Origin of the sequence: Plectonema radiosum NIES-515, from assembly GCF_025753815.1 — a bacterium.
Lineage (GTDB): Bacteria > Cyanobacteriota > Cyanobacteriia > Cyanobacteriales > Nostocaceae > Hassallia > Hassallia radiosum_A.
In genome coordinates this window covers 1-21,659 of record NZ_JAOWRF010000196.1, presented here as the reverse complement: position 1 = coordinate 21,659, position 21,659 = coordinate 1, and the positions used below count along the sequence as shown (strand labels likewise).

Below are 21,659 nucleotides of genomic sequence, written 5' to 3'. Positions count from 1 at the left end.
GGAGTGGGGGAGTGGGGGAGTGGGGATAATTGTTGACTGTTGACTATCAACCATCAACCATCAACTAACCACTAACAACCAACCACCAACCACTAACAACCATCAACTAACCACTAACAACCAACCACCAACCACTATCAACCATCAACCAACCACCAACCACTAACAACCATCAACTAACCACTAACAACCAACCACCAACCACTAACAACCATCAACCATCAACTAACCACTAACCACCAACCACTAACAACCAACCAGTAACAACCAATTACTTCCAATCTTCCCAATTTTGATTAAAAATTGAGGTATCGGGGAAGGCAGTAGGATTGCCGTTTTGTTGTAACAGACGTTTTACTGCTTGGAGTTGCGGTTCTGGTTGCGGCAAATTGTCTACTAGTTGGTAAGGTGCGATCGCATTTTTCAAAGCAAAGGCAGTAATAGTTCCCGCAGCTGCACCAGCTGACCACTCAAATGAGTGTACTCGATATGCGGCAGCAGCAATGTGGCTGGTAGCAATACTTTTACCCCCAACTAGCAAGTTGTCGATTTTCTGGGGAATCATCGCTCTCAAGGCTATTTGGAAGGGATAAGCTTGTCCGGCACCGCGTCTTTCACCTGGACGTTCTTTGTTACCGGGTGTTTCGGGTGGGCTGTTCACCATGCAGGGATGGAAATCTATCGCGTAGTGACCGATACCCACAGCATCGGGGAAAATAGTCGAACGAGTCCGTCGCATAGCGCTTTGTGCAGAGGTTTGTCCGGAAAGTACTGAGGCTGCTTCTAAACCGGAAAGTGCTGCTCGTAACCGTCGATATTCTTTATTTTCCAGTGTTTTTGCGTAATACGGATCGCCGTAATCGCGTCGAGAAATATCGATTTCCCAAATTGTAAAGCCTGCGGGTTGTCCCCAACTAGGACGCCCGATAATCCTTCGTCCTTCACGCATGTAGGGATATTTCGATAAACCATGCACTGTCCCCATTGGGGAATTTAACCCGGAAAGAAAGCGGTTATTGGGTTGCGGCTGTTTTGTACCATCTCCCAATTGAGAATCTGTCGTCCCAGCTACCAACCAGTAATAATATCCAAAGGCATTTTCTTCAGCTTTGCGTAACGCGTCTGTCCGCAATCCACCCAGCCATCCTCCTGGCTGCAATTGCCCGCTAGCTTGCAATTGTTGACGAGAATAGATTAAATTATCTTGGGCGGTTCCTGGGCGATAATCGTTACCCCAAGTCCAGTTTTGCATGGAAATGTCCCCAGGTGCGGGATTTGTAAACTTGACACCGCCAAATTGTCCTGCTTCTCCCGGTTGGGGACTCCAGATGCGACGATAGCTGAAAACTAACGGGAAGCTTGCTAAACGCTTTAATTCGTAACTGTAATATGGCGAATATTGCTGATAAAATGAAGGCATTGTCTGCGGTTGGGGGTCTTTAGTTGCCTCCATTGCAAAGGTGTAGGTAAAGCCTTGCGGACAATATTGGTCATTTGTGGCACTAGATGAAGAAGGTTCTAAGTAAGAGCGATCGTCAATACCCAAACGGTAGGGAACATCAGCAAGAGCGATAATTTCGCCGGTTTCGCTGGTGTCTATAACGTACCAGTTAGGTGCATTGCTACCAGCTTTACTTTTTTGCTTGGGGACGAAGCGAATAATGTTTTTAGTGAACTTAGATGTATTTTCGTAACGATAACTGTCTTCGATGCTTTGAGATAAAGTATAAGTGTTGAGCGGTGTAGAAGCAGTTGGTTTGTGTTCGATCGCGATCGCACTATTAATTATTTTGCCATCGCTACTAATTTCCAACTCTTTAATTACGGTGTTGGGAAAAAATTGTAACTTGCCTCTACCGCGTTTTTCGGCATCTTTGAGCAGAGTAGTGAGGATTTCGTGTCCATCGTGGGGAAGAAAGCAAGAATCGCTGACCCAACAGTTACCAGGGTTAAGTTTGCCATATTTCTTCTCAATCCGGCTTCGCAATTCTAAATAACCGCGAGAATAAAATTGTTTAGCACGTTGGGTTGGACGTTCATCTAACGCAGATGTCCCCTGAGAAGAAATTTGTCCCCCCAACCAATCGGTAATTTCTGTCTGACAAACTGTGCGACCGGCAAGTAAAGCTTCATAAGCTGTGGCAACTCCAGATAATCCACCACCAACAACCAAGATGTCACAATTTACGGTTTTGTCGGGGTTTCTGGATGGTGTAGCGATCGCGCCATAAGGTGCGAAAATGGTAGATATTAAGGCAAGGCTGATAAAACGCTTCATACTTTGGTAAATCCGTTCAACTCCTGTGTCACCTTTTAGACCGTAGCATCATCAAAATGTTTCTCTCAAGCTTTTTTGGGAAAAAAATGTGTTTGGTGATGGCATGAGCGATCGCCTAAAATTTGCCTATGCTCATATCTTGCACCAGTGGCAAAATCTGCCTAGGAATAAATTCCTAGGCTTATAGCTAAAGTCGTCTAAAGACGACTGGGGAAGAGTTTTAGTCCACAAAGCAGTGTGTTTAACTAAAGATGTTCCTAAAGATGAAATTGGACGGTTGATGCTGTTTAGTCTTTGGGTATTTGAATATAACGGCAAAACCCGCTGGAATTATATTAACCCTACTGTGAGGCAAAGCAATGCCTTCCAAGAAGCCCTACAATTCATTACAAAAAATCCCTGAGTTTAATTCATATCATGTCCGGTAGATTACATATGATGTAGAGACGTAGCTAGCTTACGTCTCTACAAGGATTTAGGATTTTTTATTAATGTCAATTAAACGGACATGATATCAGAGAAAGAAAACTTTTTGACGCTTAATCAGCAGTCCTTAGCAGAACTGCTGACATTTATCGACTTTGCCGATGAGAAGTTAACAATCGGTTTTGTTTAAATCAACTTTGCTAAAGATAGAGATGCTTTAATTGAAATCCTACAGAATCATCCGCAATGTCAGGAAATACAATTTAAAATATTGAATTTTTCTAAAGAATTGCGTTTTCTGCGGGATGCAATTTGGTGATATTCAAGGGAAAGCATCCACGTTACACCAACTTGCAGGTATCTACGCTAATCGTGGGGATGTGGATGAAGCGATCGCACTTTATAATCAGTCAAAGGAAATATTTGAACGCATTGGTAATATTCAAGGGAAAGCAGCGACGTTACACCAACTTGCAGGTATCTACGCTAATCGTGGGGATGTAGATGAAGCGATCGCACTTTATAATCAGTCTTTGGAATTAAAGGAACGCATTGGTAATCTTGAAGGGAAAGCATCCACGTTACACCAACTTGCAGGTATCTACGCTAATCGTGGGGATGTGGATGAAGCGATCGCTCTTTATAATCCAATACGGTTCAGTTAAGGATTTTTGGTATTGATTTCGGCATGTAGAGACGCGAAATTTCGCGTCTCTACAGAGGATTTCAGGCTTAACTGAACGGTATTGCTTTATAATCAGTCTTTGGAACTAACTGAACGCATTGGTAATCTTGAAGGGAAAGCAGCGACGTTACACCAACTTGCAATTATCTACGCAAATTGGGGGGATGTGGATGAAGCGATCGCACTCTTACAAAAATCTTTAGAATTAGAAGAACGCATTGGTAATGTTCAAGGTTTTGCGATGACTTTGTGGTGGTTGGGAGGTTTAGCACAAAAGCAAGGAGATTTTGCGACTGCAATAAAGTATTTACAGCCATCTTTGGAGATATTACAACGGCTGAAATCACCAGATGCAGAGAAAGTTAGTAAAATCATTGCCAAAGTGCAAGAAAAGGTAAAAAGTAAAACAGTTGAATAGAAAGCGCTGCATATCTTAGGTGAAATTAGCCCGTTTGTTTGATTTAGAAGTTGAGGATTTAGTTGAAGTAATCGAGGAGTAAGCGATCGCGTTGCTAGTTAATCCCACCAAGCATACAAAACACTAAAATTTATCTCTGTTTCGTCAGCGCTTTGTGCAAACTTCTCAAACTCATCTCTGAGATTAGCATCAATTCGAGATTCTATTAGTTCCGTCTCTACCCTCACTTCAATTCCCTCAATGCTGGTTCGGTAATCTTCTCGATCAGGGGAAATCGCATATCCAATAAAGACCAAATTATAACCTTTGGCAACACAATTTTTGCCAAATTCGTAGAATTGCTCAATTGTGGGAGAAAAGTTTTGTTTTTCTTGTGGGTTAGCAAATCCTTCTTCTAGCAACTTCTCTAGCTGTTCCAAAGACAAGTTCTGGAAACGCTCTGCACCACCAAAATCTTCATCCCAATTTATCCGTTGACCAAAAACAATTTCATCCCGTCGATGATAATCCTGATTAAGATTGTTCATTTGGTTGTTTGAATATTTCAATTGATCGGCATTTTAATTCACGACAAGAGCGGAAACTCAAAGTCATTAAAAGAGACAACATTATAAGAAGTAGCAGTATTCATCTATCGCGGTCTTCTCGGATCATAGCAGTGCTATCGAGCCATTCGATATCAGTCCGACGATTTTCACGACGTTGACGAATTTCCTCTAAAACTTTTGGGATATTTTGTCGCTTTTGTTCTTCTGTTTCTTGTGCTTGAGTTGTCAAGACTTGTTCTAACAAAGTGATAACTTGGGCATTTATTGAACGGTGTTGAGATGCAGCTAACTCTTGCAGCTTTGCATATAAATCATCAGGTAAATTTCGCACATAAAGGGTAGCCATCGCTTTACCTCCAAGCAGGATTTTTCCTTGATGCTAGCACGATGCAAGCCAAAAATAAAGAGGCAGCGATCGCACTGATGTTATCAATGCACGCAACTACGGATAAGAAGTTGCTGTTTAACTTCAGAATATATACGGTTTTAACTTAACAATTGTTGTAATTTTCTGCGAACCATTTAATATTATTAATGCAATTATATTATGACAGGTTTATTACTTACAATGTAAAGACGTTCCGCCGGAACGTCTCTACGAGGGTTGTGATATTTTTATTAATGTTAATTATGAATTTTTATGGCGCTCAACTTGTCTTTGAGATACGCCTTAAATAAACCTTGTTAAAAATACTAAAGTCCAATTAAGAAAATTTCAACGGAGAGGGTGAGATTCGAACTCACGGAACCTTTCGGCTCACTCGATTTCAAGTCGAGCGCATTCGACCACTCTGCCACCTCTCCAGGTAGACTGTCAGCTAAGACAGACATATTCTACTATATCATGATTTACGCAGTTTGCACTACTTGATTAGGTTGCTCATATAAAATTTCCTCGCAAGCAACGGTGAAATCTTTGCCAACCCAAACTAGGGAGACTTGGGAGACAACACCTGCTTCTAAGGTGACGATGGAGAAATTACGCAAGCGATCGCTATTATTTTGTACAATTCTCGGTACACTCGCTGCATTCAAGTAAATCGTGTTTTCTTTGGCTAAAAGTGACTTTCGCAACATTTTCTTTGTGTATCGCAGACTGTGGTGCATATGACCAAACGTTACCAAAGGAATGCTTTTCCCAGCAGCGCGAACTTCAGCGATCGCCTCGCAAAAATCTGGATCGCCATAGTCTCCACCTTTTGGTTCCCAATCTTTACCACAAGGGTCTTCCGGACTATCGCCTAAACCAACGGGTCCATTATGACCGATAAAAATAATTGTCTCATAAGCGGCGCTGTTTGCAGCTGCGACAATGCGATCGCTAGATTCTTTAAAACTGGTTACACCATAACGTTGTTCGTAGAAATCATTATATTTCCACTGCGGTCCACCCCAGCTAAAGGGACGACTCCCCACCACAGATAAATTCAAATCGGGAAAATCCAGCTTACCGTAACCGACATGAGTTTCACCCAACAAATCGAGTTGTTGCTGTACCCTATCTTCTTTAGTGCGATCGTAGGGACATTTCTTGCGTCCCCAATCTGTTGCCGAGTACCATGCATCGTGGTTTCCCATCACCACAGCTTTGGGGATGTCAATTCGTGCGATCGCACCCACCACCGAAACCGACTCGTTGCCAAAATCCCCCACAAACAGCACTAAATCAATACCCAGATGTTTCAGCGCAATTCCATCTTCTTCTTCCCATTGGTCGTGAACATCTCCGACTACAGCTATTTTCACCATGCTTGTTTTTTTTTGACTGCTCATGCCATCTTCCTTGCCATCTTCTTACCAGCATAGGAAACTCAAGCTGATTTTGGCACAATTCCAAAGAAGGAGGATTACCCATCTTCTATTTTTGGTAAAAACTACTATAATTGATTCCACAAGACAATTACTTGCATCTCTTAGCAACTCCTAACTGTGTTTAACACTGCACTTGCTCAACGAGAAAACACCCAACTGGGTGCATTACCACGGGATTTATTTGCCGCGATTGAGAGTCTCAAAAAAGAACTCAACGCGGTAATTCTGGCACATTATTATCAAGAGCCAGATATTCAGGATATCGCAGACTTTATTGGGGATTCACTACAACTGGCAAATGCAGCAGCTAAAACCAATGCTGATGTAATTGTCTTTGCTGGTGTTCACTTCATGGCAGAAACGGCAAAGATTCTCAATCCTAAAAAATTGGTACTTTTACCAGATTTGGATGCTGGTTGTTCTTTAGCTGATAGTTGTCCACCGCAGGATTTTGCAGAGTTTAAAGCCGCTCATCCCGGACATTTGGTGATTTCTTACATCAACTGTACCGCCGAAATTAAGGCGATGAGCGATATTATCTGCACCAGTTCCAACGCTGTCAAGATAGTGCAGCAGATACCGAAAGAGCAGCCGATTATTTTTGCTCCCGATCGCAACTTGGGACGGTATGTGATGGAACAAACAAAGCGAGACTTGGTACTGTGGCAAGGAAGCTGTATTGTGCATGAAACCTTCTCTGAAAAGAAGATGGTGCAGTTAAAAATAGCACATCCTCAAGCGGAGGCGATCGCCCACCCAGAATGCGAAACTTCCGTATTGCGCCACGCCAGCTTTATTGGCTCTACAGCGGCTTTACTCAAATATTGTCAAGAAAGTCCAACAGAAGAATTCATCGTGGCTACAGAGCCAGGAATCATCCACCAAATGCACAAATTAGCACCGCACAAGCAGTTTATTCCCGCACCGCCGATAAATAATTGTAATTGTAATGAATGTCCGTTTATGCGGTTGAATACACTGGAGAAGTTGTATTTGGCAATGAAGAATCGGACGCCGGAAATTACGATGTCTGAAGAGATACGGTTAGCAGCGTTGCGTCCGATGCAGCGGATGTTAGAGATGAGCGTTTAGGTATTTGTAGAGACGCGAAATTTCGCGTCTCTACGATAAATTAATTGCAGTTTCATTATTGTTCTATCTTTCCCTACAAATCGTCTTCCTCAAACACCTGTAGAAACTTATCTGGCTTCAATATCCTGACCCCACTAAACGGATTCAACTCAAGCAAATTCTCGTCCCCAGTAATTATAAAACTCGCTTTTGCATTCAACGCGAGTTCTAGAAATTTGTCATCCTTTGGATCTCGACAAACCGTCACTGTTTCAATTGGCTCCACTAAAATTGCTCTCTCTATTAGTGCTTCTAAAAATTCCTCTCGTTCAACGCTTGTTACGTAACGGTCAAATTTCTTCCGACTGAGTACGTCACTCAGTTCTGCAAGTGTCTGTAGTGACAACAAAATGTCTCCACTTTTCAAAGCGTATTGAAACGCTTGTCCTAGTTTTGAACTTTTGAAAAGAAGCCCACTAATCAATGCATTAGTATCGAAAACAAAGCCTGTTCTATGGCTCATTCAAAATCGAATCCAAAATTTCTGGAGTTAAGCCTCTGTTGTGTGCATTGTGGCTAATTTCATCCATAATTTCCTCAATAGGTCGTTTATTGCGTGTCACTTCACGCAACTTAAGATTGAGTAGAACATCTAGCTTTCTTTTTTCTTCTTCAGAAGCCGATTCATAGGCTTGAGCAACCTCGGCATCAACACGAATTGTAATTGTTTTGGTTTCCATAATCTTTATTTTACGACCAATGTTCGTTGATGCGGTTAAATACGCTCTTTGAAGTTGTATTTAGGGATGAAGAATCGGGCGCCGGAAATTACGATGTCTGAAGAGATACGGTTAGCAGCGTTACGTCCGATGCAGCGAATGTTAGAGATGAGCGTTTAGGTATTTGTAGAGACGCGAAATTTCGCGTCTCTACAGGAAATTAATTGTAGTCTCATTATTGTTCCATCTTTCCCTAGAATAGGAGTATGGAACCCACAGATAAACAAGCCCAAGGGCTTTATCGGCTATGAAGATCGATTAACAAATGTTATCTATCCTGGGTGGCACTATAGAAGCATTGAAATTGTCAGAATAGATGAGCATACTGAGAATCTATACGTGCTAGCTTACGACAACCTCAAACTTGCGTTTAGGTCGGTTAAAAGAGCCAGTCAAAGAGCGAACCCTCAGTCTTACCAACTACAATATGTTTATGAAATCGGCTGTTATTGGCACAAAGGCAATATGATATCACCAAATTTATTAGAAATAGAGCGTTCAATCGGTACTTTGTCTTTAGAAGAACAAGAGTGGCTTCTAGAACGCATTAAAAGACAAGTGCAAGAAAAGAAGCTAACAGCATATAAATTTATTGATAAAAAATATACGAATGAACAGTTAGCGGCAATGACTAAGGATTTAGATATACAAACAGAAATTGCTGAAAACAACAAGGAATTTCCTGTCACTGAAATAGATGGTCTAGAAAAAGTGTGAGCAGTGTTAAATTCACATTATCACCGTTAATTGCAGGGAATACAAATGACACAAGAATTAATCGAACTAAGAAATAGTATCCTGGAAGGAAGATACGCAGATGCTTTGGTGATTGTTGATGAATTAGAGGGGATGAGTAAACAAGCTATTCTGCGTAATATTCAATCTTGTTTAAACATTCTGTTGATTCATTTGATGAAGAACCAAATAGAACAGCGATTAACTGGTTCTTGGGTAAATTCTATTCGCAATTCAATCAAAGAAATTAGAAAGTTAAATATTAAAGACAATAAAACATCTTATTACATCAATAAAGATGAATGGGAAACGTTCATAGAAGAGGAAGTAATTGAAGATGCTATAGCTGATGCAAGTCTGGAAGTTTTTAACGGAAAATATACTCGCTCTCAACTATCAGCAATTCTGGATAGAAAGCAGATTTTAACTACAACAACTAGGTTTATGGCTTTAACATATATTTATTCGGCAAAAGAATTACCAGTGATTATGGATGATTATCTAGCTCAATTAGCTGGTGGGGAAGATTGGATAAATAGGAAAAGTTAAAGAGCGATCGCTTCAATCATCACTCCAAGTCTGCGATCGCCACGCAAGCATACAAAGCCAAAGTACGCAAAAATTAAAGAATAAATACGCTTATAAAAAACAATGACCGAAGCAAAACCGACGCGCACAGCACGACGAGGAAGAATATTCCCGGAAATTCAATGGACGGAAGAACAGAAAGCCAAACGACAAGCTGAACGTGAGGCATTTTATCAACGCTGCAAACCTATTTTTGACAGCGTTCAACCAGAGTTAATCAAAACTCACTACAACTGGTATATAACTATTGAACCGAACAGCGGAGATTATTTCATTGATAAAGATGAAATGACAGCTATTAATATGTCACGACAAAAACACCCGAATGCTCCCGTGTTCATATTCCGGATTAATGAAACGGGAGTCGCTGGGACAATATGATTCAAGGCTGCTTTGGTGATGAGGATGAATTAATTTTTGAAATTGAATTGATTGCAAATAATGGATTTGAATTGCCTATTGATGTGATTTTGGATACGGGTTTTTCTGATTGGTTAGTGATGGATGAACAAGATTTAGAGGATTTTGATTGGGAGTATTTAGGTGAAAGGGATATGCGACTAGCAAAAGGGAAAGCTAAGTTTGATGTTTATGCAGGCAAAATACGAATAGATGGAATTGTATTTGAGATTCCTGTATATGCAGGTAAAGGGGTGTCAGAAGTTTTACTTGGTCGTCAGTGGTTAAAAACTCGTCGCTTGTTAGTGGATATGGCTTCAGGAGTGTTAACCTTAGAAGATTAATTGTTCGCAAGCGATCGCTTGTAACTTGCTCCCCTAAATATTTTTCACACAAGGCTTGTCAATATTAAATGCAACATCCATAATCTAAAATGATATGAGGAGTCGGAAAATGAAGTATCTTCCGTATTTAGTGTCAGTAGTTCTAGCTAGTTCATTTGTGAGTTTTGCCCAACCAGCACAAGCTCAAGTAGCTTATGGTAGCTATGTCGGTATCGGTCCGACTGTTGGTCTTTCAGACGGTGGTCAAATTGGTGGAGTTCTTGCTGTCCGCTACAAGCTTCTAGAAACACCAGTTTCTTTTCGTGCCCAAGCTTTAATTGGTCAAAGCACAGCAGTTGTGCCCACTGTTTCCTACGACGTGCCCTTAAATTGGCAAACTGATGCCTATTTGGGTGCTGGTTTGGTGCTGGCAGGTGGTGATACACCTTCACCTGTGGGCAATAAAATCAGCTTTGCTTTGCAACCAGGAGTTGATTACGTCGTCCCGAATAGCAACACGGTGATTTTTGGGAATGCCATCATTGCTTTTGATGCTTACCGGGGTGGGGGTGGTACTGCTCTTTCCCTACAGGGTGGTGTCGGTTTAAGATTTTAAATAGTAAGAATACGTAAATAATTACATTCCCACGTTTTAATAAACTTGGGATTTTTACTTGACAAAAATGATTTATTGTGCTATGGTAGAAAGCCAAATTTGCCTTTAGAGTCAAAAAGGCGATCGCTAATTGAATTGACAATTCTTCTGACAAAGAAGATACGACAAGCAATTTTTTCGGCTCTGCGAAAGCCACAAATATTTTGAACAAATTTATAAACTGCTTTTTTACTATTTACCTTAAAATCAGGAAAGGTAATTAAAGCTTTTTCTAAATATCGTAAGTATTGTGAATAGTCAAAAAACAAAGATTCTCGACCCAAATCGAAATAAGATTTAGCTAAAGCATAGCGATACTTAATTGAAAGTTTTTTCAAGTTTAATAGCTTTTTTTCTGCCTTTTCTAATACTAAATAGTGGCTTTTTACCCATAAACTTATAGACCAACTAGAAACTGTTACATTACCGTATCGTCTATAAACTGAATAGCAACCTGGTTGATATACTACTTTGCCATCATTGATTACCACTGAGATGAAAAAATCTCTATCTTGTGCAGCCAGGAAACTTTCATCCCATCCACCACTATTTTTTACTACGCTTCTTCTATAAAGTAAAGAAGCAACAGCTGTCCACCAATTTGCTAGTAATGACTCCAAAATGTCTGTTTGTGCTTCAGTAACCTGTATTTTATCCAAGAAACTTTTTCCATTATAATGATGTTGATATCTCCAATCACCATAAACAACATCTGCATCGGTTTCCTCTAGAAAACGAACTTGCCTTTCTATTTTTTCTGGCAAAATGTAGTCATCCGCATCTAGGTATTGAATATAGTCTCCTCTTGATAAAACAAAAGCTCTATTTCTCGCATGATTTCCTCCTTGATGAGGCAGACTTTCCCAGATAATTTTATTTCCATAACTTTTCATAATCTCTAAAGACTTGTCAGTTGAACCATCATCAATTACAATAATTTCGATGTTTGGATAAGTTTGTCGCAAACAGCTATCAATTGCTTCTGCGAGCCATCTTTCCGCATTAAAACAGGGTATTATTACTGAAACAAGTTTTTCCATTTTTATTTACTTCAATGTAATCAAACAACTAGCTTTCACAACCATTACAGTTGTGTCGGTTACTCGTGAAAGTGCTATATGTAGAATTACCCTGGAAACTTGAATTTTATGCGTTATTTACCGCTTTTCATCCGCATGAATTACACCTAAACAAGAGTATTTATCTGCATACTTCACCTTCAGTCGCTGGGTTTCTACATATGTGGTTCCTTTTTGTTGACAACTTGCCATTTACGTGGTTGATAAAATAAACATCGGCTGATAGTTTTGTTTGTTTTTACAGTGAATCTAAAAGAATCAACAATATCAAAAGAGTAAACACCTTTTCTAATGTAGATTTTTGCGCTGTATACACCAGGAATTAAAGAACAGTAAGGCATATACATTTGGATTTCTGATTTTCCAGGAGGTACAGTTAGTTCTTCATTGTCACTACTGGATGTCAAATACAAAACTAAACCGTTTTCTCCTGATAGCGCTGTCACTAAAAGACCGAGATTTGCATTTTTCACCTCCTTATAAGCTTTGCATTCGACACATAAATAAGCAGACTCACCAGAAAGCAGCGTGTCTATTGCTTTTCCTTCTTCATCTTTAAAACTAAGAGAAACAATATCTAAACCTAAACTTTCTTTTTCTGGCTTTTCAGGCAAAACCATCTTGCCTAAAGCATTTTCTGTGCCAATTAGACACAAGTCTTCTTCATATTTGCGAATTACTGCTTCGGTATCTCCAGAAGCAATTAACTTGCCTTGAGAAAGATATACTGAAGATTCACATATATTTAATACGCTATGAGAATTATGAGAAACTAATATAAAAGCTGTACCTTGTTCTCGCATTTTAGATAACTTGCGATGACATTTCATTTTAAATTTAATATCACCTACAGCAAGCACTTCATCGATTAGTAAAATATCTGGTTCTATATGAACTGCACAAGCAAATCCCAGTCTTGCAGCCATACCAGAACTATAAGTTTGTACCGGGGCATCAATGGCATCGGCAATTTCGGCAAAATTTATCACATCGGGAAATCTCTCTTCGATTTCTTTAGTTGATAAACCGAGAATTGACATATTTGCATATATATTTTCTCGACCGGTGAGAATAGGATTAAACCCGGCTCCTAATGCAATTAATGGTGCTACTCTTCCCCTAACTTTCACACAGCCACTATCAGGTTTGATCAAACCGCTAATAATTCTCAGTAGTGTACTTTTCCCGGCTCCATTTGAGCCTACTAATCCTAATGCTTCTCCCCGTCGCAGTTGAAAGCTGAGATTATTCAGTGCCCAAAATTCTTTTGGACGAAGAGTTTCGCTTTTTCGATTTACTCCTACTAATTCTGTGGCAATATCTTGAACACCATATAATAAAGACCGCTTTAAATCTCTACAAAACTTTTTAGAAAGGTTTTCAACCGAAATAACTACATCAGTATCTTTGGTTTGTTCTATAAAATTCGTCATTTTTAAGAACTCACTCTCTCTACCACATAAGGCATAGCTAGACGAAATCCAATCCAAGTTAATAGCAAACCAGCTATAGTAATTACACTTACTATCCAAAATCGCCAAGGTTCTGAGACGACTCCTGTGGTGGCTAATTCTCGCGCTGTTACTAATAAAGGTGTAACGGGATTTAACTTTACTAAAAACCCAAAAGTTCCAGCATCGGGAACTGAATAAACTACGGGAGTTAAAAACAACCAAAAGCCTGTAAATAAAGTTAACGCTTTAGATACATCTTGATATAAAACACCGAAAGGAGCTAAGAAAATGCCGATAAATGTCCCAAACAAAACTAAATGAACTAATGCTATTGGAGTTAAAATTACTGTCCAGCTAACCGAGACGTGAAACCAAATAAACAACGCTACGATTAAAATCAGCTTGATAGCAAAGTTAAAAAATACTTCACCCATCTTTGCTAAAATTAATGCTTCTCTAGGAAAGTTGACTCTTGCTAACATCGGTTTTGCCACTGTTACCGCTTGCACTGGACCGTTTAAAGCCTCAACAAAAGTTTGCCACAATGCAGTGCTGAACATGACATAAGCTGGATAAGGTAAATCAGTTTTGCCAACATTAATAACATTGGCATTACTAGCAAGAGTAAATCCAGTTGCCATGAAAATTGGCGGTAAAAAAGCCCAGATTATTCCTAAAAAAGATTGCCGATATTGAGCGCTGATATCCCGCACCATCAAGCGTCGAGCAAGTTCGCGAGAAGCTAACAAGTCTTGCCACATTTGTTTGAACAATTTTAAAGGATGTCTGAGCAGACTTTCGGGTGTATAAATCACCTCAGGTAGCTGAGATTTCCGGGTATTATTTGGCTTCAAAATTTCTCACCCCTTGCGCTAACAAATGCACATGTACGTTATCTTTAATAAGCCGCGATCGCGGACTTTACAGGCTGTGATGAAACTTTATTTTGCAGGTTTTGAAGATGTTTTTGGGCGTAGCGATCGCTTAAATAACGATTGAGTATACGATCTAATTTCATTAACAAGCTCTCAGCGCGGTAAAATCTCCGTCCAAAAAGACTTTTAATTAAAGGAGCAATAATTGTATCACGCCGTCTTCTTCCTAAAGTGTCGTACTTTTTTTGAAAGTACTCGTCTTCACTCAAATTCCACTTGTCGCGTAAATGTTTGAGGCTAGACAGTTCCCACGCATCGCTCCAACGCAACATGTAAAAGTGTAAATCTGACCACTTTAAAGGTAGTCCCGGTACGTATGTAATCAGAGATTCGGGTTCTAAATAGATTTCACCACCGGCTTCGCTAACAAGCATACACAAATCTACGTGTTCTTTCGTATTCATTAATTTCTCATCTAACACGCCGATTTGCTGAAATATTTCTGTACGTACAATCATGCAGTGAAACTCTGCAAGCCCAGTTTTTTGCCGTTGCAATTGAGAAAGAATATCCTCAACCATTCGTCCTTGTTTATAAATTTTTTCTATTATTTTGCGTCTGGTTATATTGCCTTTAATTTCCACTTTTACCCCAGATTCTCCACCCGCACAATGCACTTCTGAATGTAGTGGGAGGTTCTGACAAATTAAAGGACTAACTACAGTAGCTTTGGTTTCTTCAGCGCAATTTACTAACGCTTTTAACCAGCCTGGGGTAACTATGACATCGTTATCCAGAAATACAACATATTTGCTGTTGACTTGACCCAAGCCTATATTCCTAGCGTGGTTGGGGGAGAGGTAGTAATCAGTACGAATCAGTTGAAACTTTTTTTCACGCGCTTGTTCTTCTAAATAACGTCGGATATCAGATGGTGAATTTCCATCTACATAAATTAATTTGAATGGATATTCTGTATTTTCGTAAATGCTTTCTAAAGATTCACGAGTATAACTAAAACGCTCTCTTGGAGCAACAATAATCGTAACTTCTGGGTCGGCAATTGCTGGTAAGTTCATTTTGAAATCCTCGTGAAAGCAATTAAATCAGGTTTTGGTTAAAAATAGTTATGTAGAATGCACTTATTTTGGTTGTGGCTGTACTTCGTTTTTATGAAAAACTGGCGGATTTAGGATTTACTAATGCATCTAGTACTCTGTCAATAAATAATTGATGGGTGAATCAATTTATCAATATTTCTTCTCTTTCTCTTCCTTTGCGTTCTTGGCTTGCTTCGCGGTTCGTTTTTTTTACCCATCAAAATTGCCTTGACAGACCGCTAGACATTTTTGAGTAGGTTCTAAATTATTAGTTGTCACTTGGCGGTAGATTTCGACTAATTCATCATTAAGCTTGTTGATATCGTAGTGCTTTTCTACATAATAACGACCAGATAAACCCATTTGTTCCCAAATTTCTGGATGTTCAATGAAATAGCTTAATTTATCAGATATGGCGTCAATATCTCTTTCTGGTACAAGAAAACCAGAAATTCCATCTTTTACCAATTCGGGAATACCACCGTGTAGAGTTCCTATCACTGGTAAACCCATTGCCATTGCCTCTTTTAATGTGTTGACGGGTGCATCTTGGTTTCCATCTTCAGCGGTGACGCTTGGAGCGATAAATAGATGGGTTTTATCTAAAATTTCAATAATTTCTTTTTGATTTTTCCAACCAAGTAAATTGACTTGTTCGGTAACACTCAGTTCTTCAATAAGCTGCTGTAAGTGTTCTTTCAGATATCCATCGCCGATGATATTATATTCAATGTTTGGATGAATATTTGTTAGTTTGGCGATGGCGCGAATGCTGTATTCTATACCTTTTTTTTCGACAAGTCTACCCGTTGTGGCTATGCGAATTTTGCCGTCTGGGTGGGGATATCGTGTTTTAAATGTAAATTTACTGCAATCTATACCCGAACCATGTACGACAATTTTTTTTTCATCACAACCAAGTTTAATGGCTCGATGTCTGAAAAATTCGCAGTTTGCTAGAAAAAAATCTCCTTTGGCAAATAATTTGTTGTAAACTTGTTCACCACACTCTTTTACATACCAACTGATATCGTAACCACGAAATGAAGTAATTAACTTTCCCTTGATGGCACCGATATCACGGTAAATCATTCCATCAATTCCGTACATCCCAAACTGGCAATGAATAATATCGTATGCTTCGGCATCTAATAAGGGTACGATCGCATAAAGCAACCTCATAGAAGCAGATCGCTTGCCATATTGAAAAATGTTAAGCGATCGCATGAACACTAAAGGAGCTTTCAAAAAATGCCTAAATACTAATTCTAGACCTTTTATCAAGCGCAAAAAATAATTTTCGGGAACAAGCGGTTGATAGTAAGTGTGTTTTAGTAACTCATATTTTTCTACATCGGGATGCACTTTATCAATATCATCTGTTGGATAACTATAAATATCAACTTTGTGTCCACGCGAAATCAAACCTGTAATTTGATTGAGGATGAACGTCTCTGATAAAACTGGAAACTGCCCGACGATAAAAGCTATGTTCATATAATTAATTACAATCTATTAGCTTTTTAATCATTTTCTCCGACTTAACAAACCTTTTATACAATAATATTTTTTTAGACTAAAATAGCATTCAGGAGCATATCTTTACGAATTCTTTAAATCAATTTAATTACAAGGTGAACTGAATAAACTTTTTAATTTGGTTGATGGCGTTTGTTTGACTCATAGGTAATAATCAGCTTCAAAGGCTTATATAAATGGCTGATTGATGCGAGAAAATATTATTTATGCAGATAAAATTATATTCTTTTCATATTTTCATCCACAAGTCAAGTACCAGAGGACGGATAATATTTTAATTTTCCCGGAAGAAAATTAATCAAGTAGAATCAGGCAAAGATACGATCAAAAGTAGTAACTATGTCTTTAACTGAAGAGATACTTTCACAATTACCGGGCAATGTTTTAGAAGGATTGCGTCGCTGCGATCGCACTTTGGCATCACTGAGAGAAAACAACACATCCGTACCAACAATAGTCAAAGAAAGTGAGCAATATGAGGGTACTGTGGATTGGGATGTTGTCATCTGCGGTGGCACTTTAGGCATTTTAATAGGTTGCGCTTTAGCTTTGAAGGGATTGCGGGTAGCATTGATTGAGCGCTCCATTTTGCGTGGTAGAGAGCAAGAGTGGAATATTTCTCGCAAAGAGTTAGAAGTGTTTTTGGAATTAAATTTGCTGACACACGAGGAATTAAATCAGGCGATCGCTACCGTTTATAATCCTGCACGAGTCAGCTTTCAAGGTGGTACAGAAGTCTGGGTAGAAAACGTACTGAATATCGGCGTAGACCCAGTATATCTACTTAATACATTAAAAGAGCGATTTCTTGCCGCTGGTGGTAAATTGTTTGAAAACACCCCATTTACAGAAGCTGTGGTTCATCCAGATGGTGTGATGGTAGACGCTGGCAGCAAGTTCAAAACCAGATTGTTAATTGATGCGATGGGACATCTTTCTCCCATCACGCAGCAAGCACGACAAGGAAAAAAACCAGATGCTCTTTGTCTGGTTGTGGGAAGTTGTGCGAAAGGATTTCCGGAAAATGATTCCGGTGACTTGTTGTTATCATTTACATCCTTGCAGAATCAATGTCAGTACTTCTGGGAAGCTTTCCCGGCAAAAGATGGTAGAACCACTTACATGTTTACCTACATGGATGCACATCCACAACGCTTGACTTTAGAAGCTCTTTTTGAGGATTATCTTCGCTTGATGCCAGAATATCAGGGTGTGGCATTGAGTCAGCTGAAGTTGCAAAGAGCGCTGTTTGGCTTCTTTCCCACTTATCGTCAAAGTCCTCTAAAAACTCCTTGGAATCGCATTCTACCAGTGGGAGATAGCAGCGGGAATCAATCCCCATTAAGTTTTGGTGGTTTTGGGGCAATGGTGCGTCACTTAAAGCGTTTAACATTGGGTATTCATGAAGCGCTGGATACAAATCAATTATCTGCAAAGTCGCTTTCCATACTACAACCATATCAGCCAAGTTTAACTGTGACTTGGCTGTTTCAAAAAGCGATGAGTGCAGGTATAAATCAAAAAATTGCCCCCGATCAAATAAATCAATTACTATCGGTAGTTTTTCAAAAAATGCAACATTTAGGCGAACCAGTACTTAAGCCTTTTTTGCAAGATGTGGTGCAGTTTTCGGCATTAACCCAAACACTTTTAAACACTGGTTTAGCGCATCCGGGATTGATTGCCAAAGTGATACCGCAAGTGGGTTTAACAAGTTTACTAGATTGGACGGTGCATTATGGCAATTTAGGTATTTATTCTGTTTTATTTAGGCTCAGTCCAATGCTAGAACCGTGGATAAAAAGTTTGCCAAGCGAACAACAATATTATTGGCATCGTTTGGTTGATGCTTGGAAATATGGTTCTGGTGGTGACTATTCTGATTGATGTTTTGATAAAAATTCAACTTCAACAAGGTTTGTGAGAATAATATGATAGAACGGCAATCTCAAGGAATAAAATACTTTGCGGTACTAATTGGTTTATTGCGCGATCGCGAAGCATTTCTAGAAGAAATTCGTGAAGGAACGAGATTACCAAGTAAAATCATTTCTCTACTAGTTTGCAGTTCGATATTTATTGCCATTTATGGCGGAATTATCGGTGCATATCATAGTTGGATGCAAGCTTTATCTTCGGCTGTAAAATTGCCATCTCTCTATTTAATTACGCTGTTGATTTGTCTGCCGACGTTGTATTTTTCTAACATTATTTTTGGTTCAAGGCGGAATTTTCCTCAGCATTTTGCATTGGTGCTAACTGCGGTTTCAATAACAAGTGTGTTGTTATTCAGTTTTGCACCAATCACACTGTTTTTCTTGATAACTACTAATAATTACCAGTTTTTAATTTTGTTAAATGTAGTTATCTTTGCTTTAACTGGATTTTTTGGTATTTCTTCTTTATATCAAGCAACCAGCTTGGTTTTAGAACAAGATAATCAAGGTAGCAATACCCGCAAGAAAATCTTACAGTTTTGGTTATTACTTTATGCTTTTGTCGGTAGTCAGTTAGGATGGACTCTCAGACCATTTTTCGGCACACCTGATTCTGCTTTTCAACTGTTTCGAGAAAGGGAAGGCAACTTTTATTTGAGCATTATTCAAGCTATTGGCTACCTTTTAGGATTTCGTTAGGAGTTAGGAGTTAGGAGTTAGGAGTTAGGAGTTAAAAGTTAGGAGTTAGGAGTTAGGAGTTTGGGGTTAGGAGTTTGGGGTTAGGAGTTTGGAGTTTGGAGTTTGGAGTTTGGAGTTTGGAGTTTGGAGTTTGGAGTTTGGAGTTTGGAGTTAGGAGTTAGGAGTTTGGAGTTTGGAGTTTGGAGTTTGGAGTTTGGAGTTTGGAGTTAAGAATAATTAATTTGTGACAACTATTAAGCAACAACCAACAACTATCAACCATCAACCAACAAAATTAATATGCTTCATAAGCAATCTCATAAAATCAAGCACTTTGCTGTTCTGATTAGTTTATTACGCGATCGCCAAAATTTTCTCGAAGAAATTCGTCAGGGAATAGGATTACAAAGTAAAACTACTTCGTTGTTTGTTTCTAGTTCTATTTTCTTTGCCATATATGGGGGAATTATTGGTGCATCTCATAGTTGGGCACAGGCATTATCTGGTGCGATTAAATTACCAGCGTTTTACTTATTAACGCTCATCATTTGTTTTCCAACTTTGTTCTTTTTTAATGTTTTGTTTGGTTCTCGTAGCAGTATTCAACAGCATTTTGTTGTGTTGCTCACAGCTGTGTCAGTGATTAGTGTTTTGTTATTCAGCTTGGCACCAGTTACGCTGTTTTTTATAATTACGGCTCCAGGTTCTTATCAATTTTTCAAGCTGTTAAATGTGTTAGTTTTTGGCATCACAGGTGCATTTGGGGTTAAGTTCCTTTATGAAGGAATGCAGTTACTTTCTCAACAAGATGAGGTAGGAAAACGAACCCGCACAAGTATTTTAAGATCCTGGTTATTTCTCTATGCTTTTGTGGGGATGCAGTTAGGATGGTTTCTCAGACCTTTTTTTGGTGCACCTGGAACTAAATTTGAATTGTTTCGGGCAGTGCAAGGTAACTTTTATCTTGATATTGTGGCAGCGATGTCAGAGATTTTGGGGTATCGTTAATAGTGTCCTCACGGCTCAGAGAAATCGCTGACATTGCTACCCAAGAGTAAATAAGTCTAAACAAATGCCGAGGAACTGTGTCTCTCGCAGGAAGTGGTATGGTTGTGGGGATTAGATGTTTAGCAATTGTAGGCGATCGCCAAGAAAACCTAGTGAAGTTGATAATAGAGGTCAATCACTTCAAGACTTGATCGTATTTACATCCTGTAAGTTGATTTAAACTTGGTTTTACAATCTAAAATTGCTATCACCATGTCCAAATCTGCAATTGACGCAAAAGACGCCGCAGCTATCCAAGCAGCGCAAGATTCTGTCGCTGTATGCGATCGCTCTCACTCCGGCATCATCCGTGTTTCTGACGATGACCGCATCCGCTTTTTACACAACCAAACTACTAACGATTTCCAAAGTCTCAAACCAGGACAAGGCTGTGACACCGTAATGGTGACATCCACAGCCCGGACTATTGACTTAGTTAGAGCTTACATTTTAGAAGATGCAGTGCTGTTACTAGTTTCCCCAAATCGCCGGGAATTTCTCATCCAATGGCTGGATAAATACATCTTTTATGCCGATAAGGTGCAATTAACTGATGTGACAAATGAAACTGCAACCTTCAATATCATCGGCTCACAAAGCGACACCATCATTGAAAAATTGGGTGCGGGGGCTATTATCGGTCAACCTGACGGCACCCATCAACTATTTGATGGTGGGGTGCGGGTTGCGGTGGGTAGTGGTTTGGCTTTGCCTGGATATACCCTGATTTTACCAGCTTCTCTTAAGGCGACGGTGTGGCAGAAAATTGTGGAAGCTGGAGCGCAAGAAATGAGCGATCGCGCTTTTGATGTGTTGCGAATATTACAAGGTCGTCCAGCCCCAGAGCATGAATTAACTGATGATTACAATCCTCTAGAAGCTGGCTTGTGGCATACCATTTCCTTTAGCAAAGGTTGTTATATCGGACAAGAAACCATCGCCCGTTTAAATACATACAAAGGTGTAAAACAACACCTTTGGGGTATTCGTCTCAACGCGCCGGCGGAAATTCAAAGTGCGATCGCTGTCGGGAATGAAAAAGTCGGCAAACTGACAAGTTATACCGAAACCCCTGATGGTTACTTTGGGCTTGGTTACATCCGCACTAAAGCAGGTGGCGTCGGAATGATTGTTCAAGTCGGAGAAACCGAGGGGGAAATAGTAGAAATCCCCTTCGTTTCTCACGAATACCCAGAGTAGAGTGTAAAAAATTTAGTTTTTTCATTTAGACCG

The 21,659-nt window shown here is 39.5% G+C and carries 24 protein-coding genes, 1 tRNA gene and 1 pseudogene; 14 read left to right on the top strand and 12 right to left on the bottom strand.

Going from position 1 to position 21,659, the window contains the following annotated elements; genetic code table 11:
• Positions 1 to 271: 271 nt before the first annotated feature.
• Entirely contained in the window at positions 272 to 2,278 is a 2,007-nt protein-coding gene (locus OGM63_RS13425) for an FAD-dependent oxidoreductase (protein ID WP_263746080.1), read from the bottom strand.
• 235 nt (positions 2,279 to 2,513) lie between these two features.
• Between OGM63_RS13425 and OGM63_RS13420 the strand changes: the two genes are divergently transcribed.
• The 3 genes from OGM63_RS13420 (at position 2,514) to OGM63_RS13410 (ending at position 3,807) form a co-directional block, all read left to right on the top strand.
• A complete protein-coding gene (locus OGM63_RS13420) occupies positions 2,514 to 2,681 on the top strand; it encodes a hypothetical protein (protein WP_263746079.1) in 168 nt (55 codons plus the stop codon).
• 328 nt (positions 2,682 to 3,009) lie between these two features.
• A complete protein-coding gene (locus tag OGM63_RS13415) occupies positions 3,010 to 3,369 on the top strand; it encodes a tetratricopeptide repeat protein (RefSeq protein WP_263746078.1) in 360 nt (119 codons plus the stop codon).
• A gap of 81 nt (positions 3,370 to 3,450) precedes the next feature.
• The gene (locus OGM63_RS13410) at positions 3,451 to 3,807 is read left to right on the top strand and encodes a tetratricopeptide repeat protein (protein WP_263746077.1); all 357 of its coding nucleotides are present in this window, start codon (positions 3,451 to 3,453) and stop codon (positions 3,805 to 3,807) included.
• A gap of 98 nt (positions 3,808 to 3,905) precedes the next feature.
• Here the strand turns inward: OGM63_RS13410 and OGM63_RS13405 are convergent, their stop codons facing one another.
• The 4 genes from OGM63_RS13405 to OGM63_RS13390 all read right to left on the bottom strand — a co-directional run bounded on the left by OGM63_RS13405 (position 3,906) and on the right by OGM63_RS13390 (position 6,128).
• A complete protein-coding gene (locus OGM63_RS13405) occupies positions 3,906 to 4,334 on the bottom strand; it encodes a hypothetical protein (protein WP_263746076.1) in 429 nt (142 codons plus the stop codon).
• 100 nt (positions 4,335 to 4,434) lie between these two features.
• Positions 4,435 to 4,701, bottom strand: a complete 267-nt coding sequence (locus tag OGM63_RS13400; RefSeq protein WP_029634095.1) for a FitA-like ribbon-helix-helix domain-containing protein — start codon at positions 4,699 to 4,701, stop codon at positions 4,435 to 4,437.
• Between the two features lie 373 nt (positions 4,702 to 5,074).
• A tRNA-Ser gene (locus OGM63_RS13395) sits at positions 5,075 to 5,159 on the bottom strand.
• Positions 5,160 to 5,204: 45 nt separating this feature from the next.
• Positions 5,205 to 6,128, bottom strand: coding sequence for a TIGR04168 family protein (locus tag OGM63_RS13390; protein ID WP_263746075.1), 924 nt, complete (start codon positions 6,126 to 6,128; stop codon positions 5,205 to 5,207).
• A gap of 156 nt (positions 6,129 to 6,284) precedes the next feature.
• Here OGM63_RS13390 and nadA point away from each other — a divergent pair, with 156 nt between their 5' ends.
• On the top strand, positions 6,285 to 7,259 hold the full coding sequence (nadA, locus tag OGM63_RS13385) for a quinolinate synthase NadA (RefSeq protein WP_263746074.1): 975 nt from the start codon (positions 6,285 to 6,287) through the stop codon (positions 7,257 to 7,259).
• A gap of 73 nt (positions 7,260 to 7,332) precedes the next feature.
• Here the strand turns inward: nadA and OGM63_RS13380 are convergent, their stop codons facing one another.
• Positions 7,333 to 7,761 (bottom strand): putative toxin-antitoxin system toxin component, PIN family, encoded by a 429-nt coding sequence (locus OGM63_RS13380; protein WP_263746073.1) that lies wholly within the window; start codon positions 7,759 to 7,761, stop codon positions 7,333 to 7,335.
• Positions 7,751 to 7,978, bottom strand: coding sequence for a hypothetical protein (locus OGM63_RS13375; protein WP_263746072.1), 228 nt, complete (start codon positions 7,976 to 7,978; stop codon positions 7,751 to 7,753). Before OGM63_RS13375 ends, OGM63_RS13380 begins: the two co-directional genes overlap by 11 nt.
• Before the next feature lie 14 nt (positions 7,979 to 7,992).
• On the opposite strand from OGM63_RS13375, the pseudogene OGM63_RS13370 reads away from it, so the two are divergent.
• The 6 genes and pseudogenes from OGM63_RS13370 to OGM63_RS13345 all read left to right on the top strand — a co-directional run.
• Positions 7,993 to 8,137, top strand: a pseudogene (locus OGM63_RS13370) (quinolinate synthase NadA); the annotation flags it as partial.
• A gap of 219 nt (positions 8,138 to 8,356) precedes the next feature.
• Entirely contained in the window at positions 8,357 to 8,734 is a 378-nt protein-coding gene (locus OGM63_RS13365) for a hypothetical protein (protein ID WP_263746071.1), read from the top strand.
• A 45-nt stretch (positions 8,735 to 8,779) separates the two neighbouring features.
• Complete coding sequence (locus OGM63_RS13360) at positions 8,780 to 9,301, top strand: DUF29 family protein (protein WP_263746070.1); 522 nt, start codon at positions 8,780 to 8,782, stop codon at positions 9,299 to 9,301.
• A 102-nt stretch (positions 9,302 to 9,403) separates the two neighbouring features.
• Positions 9,404 to 9,721 (top strand): hypothetical protein, encoded by a 318-nt coding sequence (locus tag OGM63_RS13355; RefSeq protein ID WP_263746069.1) that lies wholly within the window; start codon positions 9,404 to 9,406, stop codon positions 9,719 to 9,721.
• Positions 9,718 to 10,083 (top strand): aspartyl protease, encoded by a 366-nt coding sequence (locus tag OGM63_RS13350; protein ID WP_263746068.1) that lies wholly within the window; start codon positions 9,718 to 9,720, stop codon positions 10,081 to 10,083. The genes OGM63_RS13355 and OGM63_RS13350 overlap by 4 nt, the downstream gene beginning before the upstream one ends.
• 109 nt (positions 10,084 to 10,192) lie before the next feature.
• Positions 10,193 to 10,678: a hypothetical protein gene (locus OGM63_RS13345; RefSeq protein ID WP_263746067.1), complete on the top strand. Its 486-nt coding sequence runs from the start codon at positions 10,193 to 10,195 to the stop codon at positions 10,676 to 10,678.
• A gap of 80 nt (positions 10,679 to 10,758) precedes the next feature.
• Here OGM63_RS13345 and OGM63_RS13340 read toward each other — a convergent pair whose 3' ends face one another.
• The 5 genes from OGM63_RS13340 to OGM63_RS13320 form a co-directional block, all read right to left on the bottom strand.
• Positions 10,759 to 11,757: a glycosyltransferase gene (locus OGM63_RS13340; protein WP_263746066.1), complete on the bottom strand. Its 999-nt coding sequence runs from the start codon at positions 11,755 to 11,757 to the stop codon at positions 10,759 to 10,761.
• Between the two features lie 194 nt (positions 11,758 to 11,951).
• Positions 11,952 to 13,229 (bottom strand): ABC transporter ATP-binding protein, encoded by a 1,278-nt coding sequence (locus OGM63_RS13335; protein ID WP_263746065.1) that lies wholly within the window; start codon positions 13,227 to 13,229, stop codon positions 11,952 to 11,954.
• Positions 13,230 to 13,231: 2 nt separating this feature from the next.
• On the bottom strand, positions 13,232 to 14,104 hold the full coding sequence (locus tag OGM63_RS13330; protein ID WP_263746064.1) for an ABC transporter permease: 873 nt from the start codon (positions 14,102 to 14,104) through the stop codon (positions 13,232 to 13,234).
• Between the two features lie 44 nt (positions 14,105 to 14,148).
• On the bottom strand, positions 14,149 to 15,204 hold the full coding sequence (locus tag OGM63_RS13325; RefSeq protein ID WP_263746063.1) for a glycosyltransferase family 2 protein: 1,056 nt from the start codon (positions 15,202 to 15,204) through the stop codon (positions 14,149 to 14,151).
• A 231-nt stretch (positions 15,205 to 15,435) separates the two neighbouring features.
• Complete coding sequence (locus OGM63_RS13320; RefSeq protein WP_263746061.1) at positions 15,436 to 16,722, bottom strand: glycosyltransferase; 1,287 nt, start codon at positions 16,720 to 16,722, stop codon at positions 15,436 to 15,438.
• A gap of 381 nt (positions 16,723 to 17,103) precedes the next feature.
• Between OGM63_RS13320 and OGM63_RS13315 the strand changes: the two genes are divergently transcribed.
• The 4 genes from OGM63_RS13315 (at position 17,104) to ygfZ (ending at position 21,626) form a co-directional block, all read left to right on the top strand.
• Positions 17,104 to 18,651 carry an FAD-dependent oxidoreductase gene (locus tag OGM63_RS13315; RefSeq protein ID WP_263746060.1) on the top strand — a complete coding sequence of 516 codons (1,548 nt, stop codon included), beginning with the start codon at positions 17,104 to 17,106 and terminating at the stop codon, positions 18,649 to 18,651.
• Positions 18,652 to 18,695: 44 nt separating this feature from the next.
• Positions 18,696 to 19,400 (top strand): actin-binding WH2 domain-containing protein, encoded by a 705-nt coding sequence (locus OGM63_RS13310; protein ID WP_263746059.1) that lies wholly within the window; start codon positions 18,696 to 18,698, stop codon positions 19,398 to 19,400.
• A 279-nt stretch (positions 19,401 to 19,679) separates the two neighbouring features.
• Positions 19,680 to 20,387, top strand: a complete 708-nt coding sequence (locus OGM63_RS13305) for an actin-binding WH2 domain-containing protein (RefSeq protein ID WP_263746058.1) — start codon at positions 19,680 to 19,682, stop codon at positions 20,385 to 20,387.
• Between the two features lie 252 nt (positions 20,388 to 20,639).
• Positions 20,640 to 21,626 (top strand): CAF17-like 4Fe-4S cluster assembly/insertion protein YgfZ, encoded by a 987-nt coding sequence (gene ygfZ, locus OGM63_RS13300; RefSeq protein WP_263746057.1) that lies wholly within the window; start codon positions 20,640 to 20,642, stop codon positions 21,624 to 21,626.
• Positions 21,627 to 21,659: the final 33 nt, after the last annotated feature.

Bases quoted from the DNA above. Each gene is read 5' to 3' on its own strand.
- OGM63_RS13425 (WP_263746080.1), bottom strand. From the start codon at position 2,278: ATGAAGCGTTTTATCAGCCTTGCCTTAATATCTACCATTTTCGCACCT.
- OGM63_RS13415 (WP_263746078.1), top strand. From the start codon at position 3,010: ATGCAATTTGGTGATATTCAAGGGAAAGCATCCACGTTACACCAACTT.
- OGM63_RS13405 (WP_263746076.1), bottom strand. From the start codon at position 4,334: ATGAACAATCTTAATCAGGATTATCATCGACGGGATGAAATTGTTTTT.
- OGM63_RS13400 (WP_029634095.1), bottom strand. From the start codon at position 4,701: ATGGCTACCCTTTATGTGCGAAATTTACCTGATGATTTATATGCAAAG.
- OGM63_RS13390 (WP_263746075.1), bottom strand. From the start codon at position 6,128: ATGAGCAGTCAAAAAAAAACAAGCATGGTGAAAATAGCTGTAGTCGGA.
- OGM63_RS13380 (WP_263746073.1), bottom strand. From the start codon at position 7,761: ATGAGCCATAGAACAGGCTTTGTTTTCGATACTAATGCATTGATTAGT.
- OGM63_RS13375 (WP_263746072.1), bottom strand. From the start codon at position 7,978: ATGGAAACCAAAACAATTACAATTCGTGTTGATGCCGAGGTTGCTCAA.
- OGM63_RS13360 (WP_263746070.1), top strand. From the start codon at position 8,780: ATGACACAAGAATTAATCGAACTAAGAAATAGTATCCTGGAAGGAAGA.
- OGM63_RS13355 (WP_263746069.1), top strand. From the start codon at position 9,404: ATGACCGAAGCAAAACCGACGCGCACAGCACGACGAGGAAGAATATTC.
- OGM63_RS13350 (WP_263746068.1), top strand. From the start codon at position 9,718: ATGATTCAAGGCTGCTTTGGTGATGAGGATGAATTAATTTTTGAAATT.
- OGM63_RS13345 (WP_263746067.1), top strand. From the start codon at position 10,193: ATGAAGTATCTTCCGTATTTAGTGTCAGTAGTTCTAGCTAGTTCATTT.
- OGM63_RS13340 (WP_263746066.1), bottom strand. From the start codon at position 11,757: ATGGAAAAACTTGTTTCAGTAATAATACCCTGTTTTAATGCGGAAAGA.
- OGM63_RS13335 (WP_263746065.1), bottom strand. From the start codon at position 13,229: ATGACGAATTTTATAGAACAAACCAAAGATACTGATGTAGTTATTTCG.
- OGM63_RS13325 (WP_263746063.1), bottom strand. From the start codon at position 15,204: ATGAACTTACCAGCAATTGCCGACCCAGAAGTTACGATTATTGTTGCT.
- OGM63_RS13320 (WP_263746061.1), bottom strand. From the start codon at position 16,722: ATGAACATAGCTTTTATCGTCGGGCAGTTTCCAGTTTTATCAGAGACG.
- OGM63_RS13315 (WP_263746060.1), top strand. From the start codon at position 17,104: ATGTCTTTAACTGAAGAGATACTTTCACAATTACCGGGCAATGTTTTA.
- OGM63_RS13310 (WP_263746059.1), top strand. From the start codon at position 18,696: ATGATAGAACGGCAATCTCAAGGAATAAAATACTTTGCGGTACTAATT.
- OGM63_RS13305 (WP_263746058.1), top strand. From the start codon at position 19,680: ATGCTTCATAAGCAATCTCATAAAATCAAGCACTTTGCTGTTCTGATT.
- ygfZ (WP_263746057.1), top strand. From the start codon at position 20,640: ATGTCCAAATCTGCAATTGACGCAAAAGACGCCGCAGCTATCCAAGCA.